The sequence below is a fragment of the Phycisphaerae bacterium genome (assembly GCA_012729815.1).
In the GTDB taxonomy this organism is placed as follows: domain Bacteria; phylum Planctomycetota; class Phycisphaerae; order JAAYCJ01; family JAAYCJ01; genus JAAYCJ01.
In genome coordinates this window covers 1-12,448 of sequence record JAAYCJ010000220.1, presented here as the reverse complement: position 1 = coordinate 12,448, position 12,448 = coordinate 1, and the positions used below count along the sequence as shown (strand labels likewise).

The window sequence follows — 12,448 nt, the reverse complement described above, 5'->3', positions numbered from 1 at the left end:
GGATTCCTAAGCCGCCCGATCCCTTCAATCTCCACCACCGCATCATCGCCCGCCTTCAAATACTTCGGCGGCTTCAGCGCAAACCCGACGCCCGGCGGCGTCCCGGTCATAATCACCGTCCCCGGCAGCAGCGTGAACTGCCGCGACAAGAAGCTGATCAACTCATCCACCCCGAAAATCAACTCCGACGTCCGCGAATTCTGCAACGCGGCGTTGTTCAACAGCAGCTTGATCGCCAGGTCCGACGGATCCAGCGCATCCGCCGTCACCAGCCACGGCCCGATCGGACAGAACGTATCGAAACTCTTCCCGCGCGCCCACTGCTTGTCCCGCTTGAGCTGACAATCCCGAGCCGACACGTCATTCCCGCACGTATACCCCAGAATCACCCCTCGCGCCTCCGCCGCCGACACGTCCTTCGCCCGCTTCCCGATCACCACCACCAGCTCCGCCTCATAGTCCACCTCGTCCGGCGCCTCAGCCGGCAGCACGATCGCGTCCTCCGGCCCCACCACCGACGACGTCGCCTTCAGAAAAATCACCGGCTCCTCCGGAATCGCCATCCCCGACTCCTTGGCGTGATCCCGATAGTTCAGCCCGATCGCGATCACGTTCGGCGGACTCACCGGCGCCAGCAGCTTCTTAACGCCAACCACCACCCCGCTCGGCGAAAACCGCCCGAAAATGTTCCCCTCGATCACCTCCGCCCGAACCGCCCTCCCATCCGCCGACGGCTCCACCACGCCATACTGAACCTGCCACGACTCATCCACAAACCGCGCAATCTTCATCGTCAAGCCTCCGTTTCTGTATCGTTCCAAGCGTCGCCTTCGCGACCCCGCATTCTACCCGCCAATATCAAACCGTTGTATGATTTCCTGCTGCAACTCCGGTGAAAGGTTCACGAAATAATCGCTGTACCCCCCCACCCGAACCAGCAAATCCCGATGCTCCTCCGGCTTCTCCCGCGCCCGCTCCAGCGTCTCCCGGCTCACCACGTTGAACTGCAGCTCAAACCCCCCCTTGGCGAAATGACTCCGAATCAGATGCTTCACCGCCGCCGCCAGCTTCGGGTCCCGCTGCGACACCGGTATCGTCACGTTCACCACCACCGCCCCGATCGCGTTCGCCAGATCGAACTTCTCCACGCTCTCCAGCATCGCCGTCGGACCGCGACGCGCCATCCCCTGCACCGACGCCAGCGAATCGCTCAACGCCTGACCCGCCAGCCGGCCGTCCGGCGTCGCTCCCGTCTGACTCCCCAACACCCCATGCATCTGCCACGACAAAAACCCCGCCACGTACGGAAACCCGTACGGATTCCTGTACCGCCCCACCTCCTCAAAGTAAAACTCCGCCAGCTCCCCCGCGATCCCATCCGCCTCCGGATCGTTCGTCCCGTACTTCGGCAGCGTATTGCGAATCAGACTTCGCAGCTCCTCATGCCCCTCAAAGTTCTCCCGCACGATCCGCGCAAACTCCGCTAATCCAAGCCGCTTCTCCTCAAACACCAGCCGCTTGATCGCCACCAGCGAATCCACCGCCGTCGGCAACCCCACAAGCTGCGGATAGAAAAAGTAATACCGCGCACCGCCCCGCTCCAGATCAGCCTCCCGCTCAATGCAATCGTTCACAAACAGCGACAACAGCGGAAACGCCCCCTGAACCTGCCGCGACCGCGCCCACTGATTCTGTACCCGAACGTTCTCCCGTATCACGTACCCCAACAGCCGCTTGACCACCTCCATCAGCCGCTCAAACGACCCGATCTCCCCCAAATCCGGCACAAACCGGCCATATCCGCCCTCGCCATACCCCAGCCACTCCACGCCCGGCGGCCCCACGTCAAGACCGCCGCACAAACTCCCCTCGCTCCCCTCCGCCCGACCGGCGATCCACTCAAACACCCGCCCGAAATTCATGTACGACGCCACCACCCAAATCCCGCTGCTCCCGCACGTCGTAATCTCCGTGCACGTGCAATGCTGATGCCACCGCGCATCCTCCGGCTTCACCCCAAACCGCTCCAGACCCTCGATAATCACCCGATCGTTGAACAACGCCGGATGGCAATACCCGCTGCAGATCATCTCCGCCGACCTCTCCAGCAACGCCTCCGGTGTCTCCTCGTTCACCGCCAGCCCCACCGACGGATTGTGAAGCCGCAACAAATCCATCGCCTCCAGCAGCAGATACGTCAGCTCATTGACCGCCGCCCGACCCTCCCGATCCACGCCCCCGCTCATCAGACTTAACGGCACCTCAGCCAACTCCGAAATCTTGATCGACAACGCCCCCAACAGCTCAATCGCCCGCTCCCGCGTCAGCCGCCCTGCCGCCACGTCCCGCTCATAGAACGGCCACAGCACCTGGTCCAGCCGCCCCAGCGCCATCGTCACCCCATCCACCCCGTTGAAGATCGTGAACATGAAGTAAATGCTCTGCAGCGCCTCGTGAAACGTCCGCGCCGGATGCTCCGGAACCCGCTCCAGCAACCCGATCTGAACCCGGACGTTCGCCTTGAGCTCCGAATCATCCACCTCATCCAGCAGCCGCCGGCACGCCTCCACATACCGATCCCGCAGCCGCAACACCCCGTCAATCGCGATCAATCCCCCACGCAAAAAATCCTCCCGCTGATACCGCTCCGGACCGACCTCCCCGATCCGCCCCTCCAGCCCCTCCGCGTGAAGCGACGACTCCTCGCGCATCAACCGCTCAAGCTTCCTCTGCAAAATCTCCCGAATCCCCGCCAACCCCATCGAAAGCAGCCGATCATAGTCGATCGCCATGTGCCCGTATATCCCCCCCATGTGCGACGCCGCCCCGACCCAGTCCGCCGTCCGGTCCGGACCCTCCGACGGCTGACGCGCGTACGTCCCCACCAGCAACTCCTCCGGCCCCACCACCACCTCCGCGATCTCCATGATCCGTCCCAGCGTCGCCGCCGTCCGAATCCCGGGATGCGGAATCCCCGACAGCTCCGGCGGACAGCTAAACCGGTCGCTCAAAAACCCGTGCGTCCGGTCGAACGGCCGACGCCTCTCGAACATCCGGCGAAGTCCCGGAAAACCGTCGAGCTTCGCCGCCCTCGCCTCAACAACATTCACGCCCATCGTCTATCCTTTCGCAACGCTCTTGCCGCAGCGGCCAAGCAACTCGTGAATCCGCGCCAGCCGATCCGCCCTGATCTCCGTCAACCCGCGACGCGCCTCGTCCACCCGCAATCCCAACCCCTCCATCTTGCTGATCCACAACCGGTGATACGGCAGATACTCCACGCCAACCACCCGATCGCATCCAGCCGCCAACTCCGCCACCGCCGACCAGTGCCCATCGTCCTCCGCGTTCACCGTCGGTATCACCGGACACCGCAAAACGATCTTCCCGCCGCCGCGGGCCAACCGATCCAGACCGCTCCGAATCCGCTCAAACGATACCCCGCACTGCTCCGGGCACCGCGCCGGATCCGTCTGCTTGATGTCCACCAGAAACAAATCCACCAGCTCCAGCATCCCGTTCGCCGACGCCATATCGACGCCCGCGTTCGTGTCCAGACACGTGTGAAGCCCATAGTGCCGCGCCAGCGACAGCAGCGCGTGCGTAAACCCCGCCTGGCACAGCGGCTCGCCTCCCGAAATCGTCATCCCCCCGCCCGACGTCTCGTAGTAGTGCTTGTCCTCCAGCACCTCGTCGATCACCTCGCCCGCCGTCCGCGACTGACCCACAATCTTCAACGCACCGGCCGGACACGCCGTCACGCACGCCCCGCAAAGCCGGCACCGCGCCCGGTCGATCGTGTGCGCGCCGCCCTCAATCCGATGCGCGCCCACCGGACAAACCTCCACGCACCGCCCGCACGACGTGCACCGCGTCGCATACAAAAACAACTGCGGCTCCGCCCGCTTCGACTCCGGATTGTGGCACCACCAGCACGTCATGTTGCAGCCCTTCAGGAACACCGTGGTGCGAATCCCCGGACCGTCGTGGATGGCGAACCGCTTCACATCAAAAACCGTTCCGCGAACCTCGCGGAGTTGCTCAATCGTCTCAGGCATGAACCGACCTCTCCAGTATCGTCTGCTTCAGAGCCTCCGACAGCTCGTTGAAATACGCCGAAAACCCTCCGGCCCGGATAATCAAATTCTCGTGCCGCTCCGGATGCTCGATCGCGTCGCGAATCGTCGCCTGATCCACCACGTTGATCTGAATCTGCATCCCGCCACGGGCGAAATACGTCTCCAGCAGCGACCGAAGCTTCCCGCACAACGACGGCTCCGTCAGCGTGTCCCGCGTAAACCGGATATTGATCACCAGCGTCCCCGGCGCCGCCTGGTGCGGATACGACGTCACCGAATTCAACAGCGCCGTCGGACCCTTCGTGTCGCGACCCTGATACGCACCGAAACTGTCCGCCAGCGGCTGACCCGCCCGCCGACCGTCCGGCGTCGCCCCACAAATCTTCCCGCGATCCGCGTACGTCGTGAACATCAGGCACGACGCCAGAAACTTCGTCCCGCGAAATCCCGTGTACCGCGCGAACTGACCGAACGTAAACTCCGCCACCCGCGCCGCGATCCGATCCACCTCCGCGTCGCCCTGCCCGTATTTCGGCAGCTTCCCGATCCGCGCCAGCAGACCCTCATGACCCGCAAAATCCGCCTCCAGCGCCGCCAGCATCGTCGCCGCCGAAACCTCCCCGCCAAACACCAGCTCCCGAAGCGAAAACAGCGAATCGATCACGTTCGCGAAACCCTCCAAACCCACCACCTCCCAGTTGTACCGCGCGCCGCCGTGACAGAACTCCCGACCGCGATCGATGCAGTCGTCCACCAGCAGCGTCCGGATCATCTGCGGAAAAAACCGCGCCTTCGCCTCGCTGTCCTCGCTGATCGACGCGCACACTCCGCCGATCTCCTCGCCCAGATCCACAAGCCAACCGTCCAAAAACTCCTCGAAACTCGCCGAACCCGCCAACCGGCCCGGAAGGTTCCTCTCCAGATTCCCCAGCATGTGCAACAGGCCCGCCAGCGACCCCACGTTGCTGCAACCCTGAATCATCGTCTCCGTGCAGCCGCCAAAACATACGTCGTGCACGTCCTTCTCGCTCAGGCCCAACCCGTAATTCCGAAGCGCCTCCAGATACGCCGCGTTGTTATACAGCGGCGGCATCCCGTTACCCGTCGCGATCACCTCGAACGCCGCGTTCCAAAGCCGATCCTCCGCGCCCGACGGCATCCGAAGCGCCAAATTCGGCCGACGGCGATGCTTCACCGTCTCCAGAATCAGATACGTCAACTCGTTGACCGCGCTGTCGCCCTCCGGACCGCGCGTCCCGCCGATCGCCACGTTCCACGCCCCCACCCGGTCCATGCTCGTCCAGAATTCGCCCAGCAACTCCTTGGCGAACTCCTCGTCGATCAGCCCCGCCTCCCGGTCGTGCCGATAGAAATCCAACAAATACTGGTCCATCCGCCCCGGACTGTCGCAGTCCTCGAAGTAGAACGTGAAACTCAGACTCAGCATCGCCTCGTAAAAACTCCGCGCCGGCCGAAGCGGAACCTCGTTCAACGCCTCGATCAGCTTGAGCTTCACGTCAAGCCGATCCGGTAGGTCCGTCTGCTCCACCTGCGCGATCATCCGATTCCGCAACACCTCCGCCGCGTCCAGCACGACCAGCAGCGACTCCTCCAGCACCCGCTGCGACTCCTCCAGCGACGGATCGGCCAGTTGCCTCTCGATCCGCCGGCGATGACCCTCGAACCCTTCCTGCATCACCCGCTCGTGGTTCACCGTGCAGTGCGTCCATCCGCCCGGCGCCCATCCGCCAGCCAGCGCCGTCAGCTTCGCCCAGACCCGCTCCCAGAACACCGTCAACGCCTCAACCTGCTCCGGCGCCGACCCGCACGCCGCAACCTTCTCGTCCAGAGGCGCGCGGCCGAGGAAACCGAAAAAAAGCGGGATGAAATACTGGTAGCAGCAAACCGGCTGACGACGCTTGTCAGAGGCCTGCCAGTTCCAGAAACGCCCCGCGTACTCCGGCACGTCGCCACGCCACGGCGGCGTCGCCGGATAAAGCCACGTCCCCTCCCACGCCGGCAGCGGCATCCGCTCCGCGCACCGAAGCAGCGCCAACGCGTATCGCCGATACAGCGGCGCGTCCGCCTCCTCGATAAAACCCGCCGAGTAAAACTCGCTGACCTCGTTCAGCGACGAAACCATCGCCGACCGCCGGTCCGCGGCGATCCCGTCGTCAAAAGGCATCCACGGCCAGTACGTCTGACAGATTTCCCGTGACATGATTGACTACTCCTTAATACCATCCGAACGGCGCCGAACCGCCGTAAATGATCGCGTTCTTGATCTGCGTATACGCCAGCAGCCCTTCCACCCCGCACTCCCGCCCGATCCCGCTGTGCTTGTACCCGCCGTACGGTGCCGCGTTGAACACGACGTTGTGGCAGTTCACCCACACCGTGCCCGCCGCCAGCTCCCGAACCGCCCGCTCAGCCGTCGGCATGCTCTCCGTGAAAATGCTCGCCGCCAGACCGTAATCCGTGTCGTTCGCCGCCGCCAACAGCGCGTCGAGCCCGTCAAACACCGTCACCGCCAGAACCGGACCGAAAACCTCCTCCCGGTAAATCTCCATCGACGGATCCGCCTGCATCACCACCGGCGGATACCAGAACCCGCCCGCCGCCAACCCGCCGACCTCCCCCCGATACAGCACCTTGCCACCTTCCCGCTCTGCCCGATCCACGTAACCAGCCACCCGATCCAGATGCTCACGGCTGATCAGCGGACCCATCGTCGTCTTCTCCTCCGCCGGATCGCCCAACACGATCTTCCCCTTCACCGCCTCAATGAACCGATCCAGGAACTTCTTGGCGATCGGCTTGTCCAATAGCAGACGCGTCGCCGCGCAGCAGCATTCGCCCTGATTCAAAAACGCCCCGAACAGCACCCCGTCCACCGCCTTCTCCATGTCCGCGTCCCGGCACACCACCGCCGGGCTCTTGCCGCCCAACTCCATGCACGTCGCCTTCAAATCCCCCGCGCACGCCGCCATCAGCTTCGAGCCCACCTCCGCCGAACCCGTCAGACTCACCTTGTGAACCGCCGGATGCTCGCTCAACACCTTCCCCACCATCCCGCCCGATCCCGTCACGATGTTCGCCACCCCCGCCGGAAGCTCCGCCTCCGCCAGAACCTCAGCCAGCAGCAGCGTCGTCAGCGGCGTCACCGTCGCCGGCTTCAACACCGCCGTATTACCCGCCAGAAGAGCCGGAGCAAGCTTCCGCACCGCCAGCATCACCGGAAAATTCCACGGCGTGATCAATCCCACCACCCCAATCGGCTCGCGCCGCGTGAAATCGATCATCCCGTCGCCCACCCGAGGCGACTCGCCCGACAGCAACCCGGCGATGCTTGAATAATACTCCAGCGTATCGATCGCCGCCGCCACGTCGATAAACCGCGACTCCTTCAGCGGCTTGCCCACGTTCGCCGTCTCCACCTGCGCGAACTCCTCCGACCGACGCCGCAAAATCCCCGCCGCACGGGACAACACCGCCGCCCGCTGCTGCGGCGTCTTCGATGACCAGACCCCGCTCCGGTACGCCCGGTCCGCCGCCGACACCGCCTCGCCAATCTGCTCCGCGTCAAGCTGCGCGACCTTCGCCAGACTCTTCCCGGTCGCCGGATTCAGCACGTCCACCTTGCTCTTGCCATCAACCCACTGCCCGTCAATCCACGACGTCTTCCTGAGTTTCATTCGGCTGCTCCTTTGACCGAAGTCCCATCGCCTGCATACTCAACATCACGGTATCGAACGCGAAGCCCGCGCCGCGTAAACGCCCCCACCCGCTCCCGCATCGTCGCCTCATCCGGCGCATCCAGGCCCATCAACGGATACGCCAACCCAAGACGCCCAAACTTATCCTCACCCAACCGGTGATACGCCAGCAACTCCACCACCGGCAACCGCGACAGACCCGCCAGAAACTCAGCCATCCGCGACAGCTCCTCCGGCCCATCATTGTGACCCGGAATCACCGGCACCCGCACCTCAAACGGCACATCCGTCGCCGCCAGCTTCCCGAGATTCTCCAAAATCAACTCGTTCGAAACCCCCGTAAGCCGCTGGTGAACCTCGCCGTCCACCGCCTTCAGATCCGCCTGCACCCAATCCAGCACCGGCAATAACCGCGCCATCGCCGGCCACCCCGCGTGAAGGCACGTCTGCACGCATGTGTGAATGCCATCCTCACGGCACAACGACAAAAACCGCTCAGCGAAATCCGCACGCATCAGCGGCTCGCCGCCCGACAGCGTCACCCCACCGCCCGATTCGTCGTAAAAAGCCCGGTCCCGCCGAACCTCTCCAAAAAGCGACTCCGCCGTCACCAGCCGGCCCACCAGCTCCAGCGCCTTCGACGGGCACGCCGCCGCGCACGCGCCGCACCGGATGCACGCCTCCTTCGACCACCGACGCTCCCCGCTCGCCGAGTCAAACTCGATCGCCTGCGCCGGACACACCGAAACGCACCGCCCGCACCCCAAACACCCCTGCGCCGACCACCAGAGCTCCGGACGCCCATCCCACGACTCCGGATTGTGGCACCACGCGCACCGAAGCGGACAACCCTTCAAAAACACCACCGTCCGAATACCCGGACCGTCGTGCGTCGAACAACGCTGAATGTTGAACACCACCGCTTCAAACGCGTGGCCCGCGCCGCGGCGGGCGGATGGGATACGGGGCTTGTTCCTGGTCTTGCTCATGGCGGCTGTCTTCGGCAAAGGTCCTACTGGTGCTTCGTCCGGGCAATCACGTGCTCCTGCAAGTCCGGGCTCAGAAGCTTGAACATCTGCGAATAACCAGCCACGCGGACCGGTATGTTCCCATATCGCTCCGGATCCTGCTGCGCCTTCCGCAGACGATCCACCGTCACCACGTTGATCTGCATCTGTCCCACCCCCATCCGCATCGCCGCCCGGATGATCTGCCCCAGCCGCTGCGCCCCGTCCGAACCGGCCAGCATCGAAGGGTTGATGTCGATGATCGCCGCCGACGCACCCGCCGCACGATGGTGCGGCAGCTTCGCCAGCGTGTTCAGCATCGCCGTCAAACCCCGCTCGTCGCGCCCCTGATGCGCCGAAAGCGAATACGCGATCGGCTGACCCGCCAGACGACCGTCCGGCGTCGCTCCAAGACCCTGTCCGAACATGATGTTGCACAGGAACGTGAACAGATGCACGAAAAACCGGCCGCCCAGGCTGCTGCGGTACTGGTCCATCTGGTCGATAAACCAGTTGTCCAACCACGCCGCAATCTGGTCCACTTCATCGCAATCGTTGCCGTACTTCGGCGCGTCCTTCAGCAATCGCTGACGCAGAACCTCGTAACCCTCGAAGTTCGCCCGCAACGCCGAAAGCAGCTCCTCCTTGCCCACCTCGCCCCGCTCAAACACCAGATGTTTGACCGCCGCCAGCGAATCCGCCACGTTCGCCGTCCCCAGAAAACAGATCGAATGGTAGTTGTACACCGGCCCGCCGTTCGTGATGTCGCGACCGCGGGCAATGCAGTCATCCGTCAGCACCGACCACAGCGGCAGCGGACCCTGCTCCCGCTGTCGCAACTCGCCCCGGTTGATCAGATAGACCATCCGCTCGATGAAAAACTCCATCTGCTTGCGGAACGCCTCCATGAGCTGATCGTAACTCGCAAAGTCCGTCAGCAGCCCCGTCTCGGGCCCCATCTGCTCGCCCGTCCGCGGATCGCAGCCGTTAAACAACGCCAGCTCAAGGCACTTGGTCGCGTGAAACCATCCCGATACCGCGTGCGGAAGCGCACGGCCCGGAATCGTCAGCTCAATGCAGCCGATCGGCGCGTAATCCCGGGCGTCCTCCAACGCAATCCCCCGATCCGTCAACGCCGGAATAAAACTCTCATCGTTGAAAAAGAACGGAATCCCGCCGCCGCGGATCACCACCCCTGCACACCGGTCGACGAAATCCGACGGCGTGTCCGGCGTCAGCCGCACCGACACATCCCGCACGAAACCCACGTTCCCCGTCGCCTCCAGGATGATCTCGCTCATCGCGTTCACCGCGCAACGCCCGTCCCGCGTCCGCCCGCCCAGCACAATCGCCTGGACGTCGTATTCCGCGTACAGCTTGCACGCCAACTCTTCCATCAACTCGACCGCCTCATCCCGCGTGATCCGACCTGCCGCCAGGTCCGCCTGGTAGTACGGCTCAAGCATCTGATCCAGCCGCCCGATCGAATTCGCGTTGATCAGGTCCTCCCCGCACGTCAGAATGTGCCCAAACCACAACGCCTGAACCGCCTCGAACAGCGTCCGAGCCCCCTCCCCGGGTACCCGCTCGCACGCCTCCGCCATCCGCGTCAGACGCGCGCGCTCCTGCGGATCGGACGCCTCACCCGCCATCCGACGAGCCAACTCCGCATACCGCTGACCCAGCAGAATCCCCGCCTCGCATACCCATAACCCCGCCTGCCAGAAATCCTCGCTCTCCGGAAAACCCGGATCGCTGATCCGCGCCGACCGCATCCGCTCCAGAATCTCATCCCGCAGGCCCGCGAAACCCATCCGCACCAGCTTCGGATAGTCACGGACCGAATGGTTCTCGCTCCACCCGTACGCCCAGTAAGCCTTGCTGTCCGCGCTCCACGTCCCCAACCCCCGGCTGTACTCCGGCGTGCCCGGCCCGATCGCGTAGAACGGACCCCTGTGAAGACCAAACCGCAACACCCGATCGCGAAGCCGCCCGACCCGATCCGCCGGAACACCCAATCTCTCCAGTTCCGGTATCCGCGCCTCCCACTTCTCGTCCGCCAGAGGCCAAAACTGGCACAGATGCTCGCCCGCCAGCGACCAGTCCTCGTAAACCTCCAGTCGCGACAGCTTCACCAGCTCCAGCAGCATCCGCGCACGCGTCTGGACCGCCGAAAGCTCCTCCGGCGCCCGATACAACGCCAACTCCCGCGCGAACGGCTCCGCCTCCCTGAGGAACGAAACGCCCCGCGACATGATCTGCTCGACCAACCGGCCCACCCGCGGGCTGCGGCCGCTGTAGGTCCGTGCTTCCTCGCAAACGTCAACCGTCCCGGTTCCGCTCATCGCATCACCTGAAATAATGACTTGAATCCATTATACCTTCTGGGGTGTGATCGTCGGGCAGTGCTTTGACGAGTATCAACCTCTACGATTCTTGATCGACCCGGTTCCAGACCACCTCGATATGGCCCAGCATCGCTCGGTACGCCCCCTCCCCGTCCCGGCTGCGCACCGCGCCTAAAATCTCCTCGTGGAACTCCACCGAACGCGTCCGGTCCTTCACCGTGTCGCGATACGCCCACTGGGCGCTGCGGCTCAGGTCCTTCAATATCGCGCTAATCACCTCCAGAATCCCGTTCCCGCACTCCCGCGCCAACACCATGTGGAACGCCATGTCGTGCTCGATGAACGCTTCCTTGTGATTCAGGTTGATCAGCATCGCCCGCGAATGCCCCGTCAGTTCATCCAGGCCGGCCGCGCTGATGTTCTGGGCCGCCAATTGCGCGATCGCCGGCTCCAGGTTCACCCGAACCTGCATGATCTGATTGACGTCCGCGTGCGAAAAACTCTTGAGCAAAGGCGATAGCTGCTGAAATATCTCAGCCGGGCTGAACTTCCGGTAATACCACCCCGACCCCTGCCGCGCCTCGACCAGACCCAGCGCCCGAAGCCGAATCATCGCCTCCCGCAGCGCCATCCGACTCACCCCCGCCATCTCCGTGAGCTGCTGCTCCGTCGGCAACCGATCACCCGGCTGCAACCCGGCGTTGCTCAGGTAGTCCACCAACACGTTGACCACCCGCTCCACCAGAGTCGACCGCTCAACCGACGCCATCGCCGCCCCGTTGGCCTGCCCGGCGGCCCCCGATGGGCTACTCAATAGCTCAACTGTAGCTGATTTAACTGCATTGTTGGCCATAAGCCGCGTCCCGCTCCAAAATTTGTATGACAACCATATCATCATATCAATTTGCCATCGAGTCAAGGCCTTTCCAAAATCCGAAAACTCTTGGGACCACACCCGTCAAACAGGATAATAGAATCAATCAGGTGTCAATATAGGGGATTTGGGGAAATAGGAAGGAGACCAAGCCATGACGCGAATCTACCGTTCCCGAACCGATAAAGTCTTCGGTGGCGTCTGCGGCGGACTCGGCCACCTGCTCGACGTCGACCCGACTATCCTGCGGTTGGGACTGGTGTTTCTGACCATCCTGACCGGGATCGTTCCGCTGGTCGTCACGTACATCATCGCCTGGGCGATCATTCCGGAGGAGCCGACCCGCACGCAAACACCGATGGAACAAGGACCTGCGCAAGAGAGCCACCCCCAAGGCGACTACCAGCGCCGCGAGTAGAACCGC

General features: G+C 63.6%; 9 protein-coding genes. 1 reads left to right on the top strand and 8 read right to left on the bottom strand.

What is annotated here, in order from left to right; genetic code table 11:
- The 8 genes from GXY33_14460 to GXY33_14425 form a co-directional block, all read right to left on the bottom strand.
- Nucleotides 1-791, bottom strand: a 791-nt coding sequence (locus GXY33_14460) for a fumarylacetoacetate hydrolase family protein (GenBank protein ID NLX06337.1), incomplete at its 3' end; no start/stop codon positions are given.
- 54 nt (nt 792-845) lie between these two features.
- Nucleotides 846-3,116 carry a hypothetical protein gene (locus tag GXY33_14455; protein ID NLX06336.1) on the bottom strand — a complete coding sequence of 757 codons (2,271 nt, stop codon included), beginning with the start codon at nt 3,114-3,116 and terminating at the stop codon, nt 846-848.
- 3 nt (nt 3,117-3,119) lie between these two features.
- The gene (locus tag GXY33_14450) at nt 3,120-4,058 is read right to left on the bottom strand and encodes a glycyl-radical enzyme activating protein (protein NLX06335.1); all 939 of its coding nucleotides are present in this window, start codon (nt 4,056-4,058) and stop codon (nt 3,120-3,122) included.
- Nucleotides 4,051-6,300, bottom strand: coding sequence for a hypothetical protein (locus GXY33_14445; GenBank protein NLX06334.1), 2,250 nt, complete (start codon nt 6,298-6,300; stop codon nt 4,051-4,053). The genes GXY33_14450 and GXY33_14445 overlap by 8 nt, the downstream gene beginning before the upstream one ends.
- A 13-nt stretch (nt 6,301-6,313) precedes the next feature.
- Complete coding sequence (locus GXY33_14440; protein NLX06333.1) at nt 6,314-7,774, bottom strand: aldehyde dehydrogenase; 1,461 nt, start codon at nt 7,772-7,774, stop codon at nt 6,314-6,316.
- On the bottom strand, nt 7,771-8,784 hold the full coding sequence (locus GXY33_14435; GenBank protein ID NLX06332.1) for a glycyl-radical enzyme activating protein: 1,014 nt from the start codon (nt 8,782-8,784) through the stop codon (nt 7,771-7,773). The genes GXY33_14440 and GXY33_14435 overlap by 4 nt, the downstream gene beginning before the upstream one ends.
- Before the next feature lie 23 nt (nt 8,785-8,807).
- The gene (locus tag GXY33_14430; GenBank protein ID NLX06331.1) at nt 8,808-11,147 is read right to left on the bottom strand and encodes a hypothetical protein; all 2,340 of its coding nucleotides are present in this window, start codon (nt 11,145-11,147) and stop codon (nt 8,808-8,810) included.
- 82 nt (nt 11,148-11,229) lie between these two features.
- Complete coding sequence (locus GXY33_14425; GenBank protein NLX06330.1) at nt 11,230-11,964, bottom strand: FadR family transcriptional regulator; 735 nt, start codon at nt 11,962-11,964, stop codon at nt 11,230-11,232.
- Nucleotides 11,965-12,178: 214 nt separating this feature from the next.
- Between GXY33_14425 and GXY33_14420 the strand changes: the two genes are divergently transcribed.
- Nucleotides 12,179-12,442: a PspC domain-containing protein gene (locus tag GXY33_14420; protein NLX06329.1), complete on the top strand. Its 264-nt coding sequence runs from the start codon at nt 12,179-12,181 to the stop codon at nt 12,440-12,442.
- Nucleotides 12,443-12,448 lie beyond the last annotated feature (6 nt).

Coding starts and splice junctions, on each gene's coding strand:
- GXY33_14455 (NLX06336.1), bottom strand. CDS start 3,116: ATGGGCGTGAATGTTGTTGAGGCGAGGGCGGCGAAGCTCGACGGTTTT.
- GXY33_14450 (NLX06335.1), bottom strand. CDS start 4,058: ATGCCTGAGACGATTGAGCAACTCCGCGAGGTTCGCGGAACGGTTTTT.
- GXY33_14445 (NLX06334.1), bottom strand. CDS start 6,300: ATGTCACGGGAAATCTGTCAGACGTACTGGCCGTGGATGCCTTTTGAC.
- GXY33_14440 (NLX06333.1), bottom strand. CDS start 7,774: ATGAAACTCAGGAAGACGTCGTGGATTGACGGGCAGTGGGTTGATGGC.
- GXY33_14435 (NLX06332.1), bottom strand. CDS start 8,784: ATGAGCAAGACCAGGAACAAGCCCCGTATCCCATCCGCCCGCCGCGGC.
- GXY33_14430 (NLX06331.1), bottom strand. CDS start 11,147: ATGAGCGGAACCGGGACGGTTGACGTTTGCGAGGAAGCACGGACCTAC.
- GXY33_14420 (NLX06329.1), top strand. CDS start 12,179: ATGACGCGAATCTACCGTTCCCGAACCGATAAAGTCTTCGGTGGCGTC.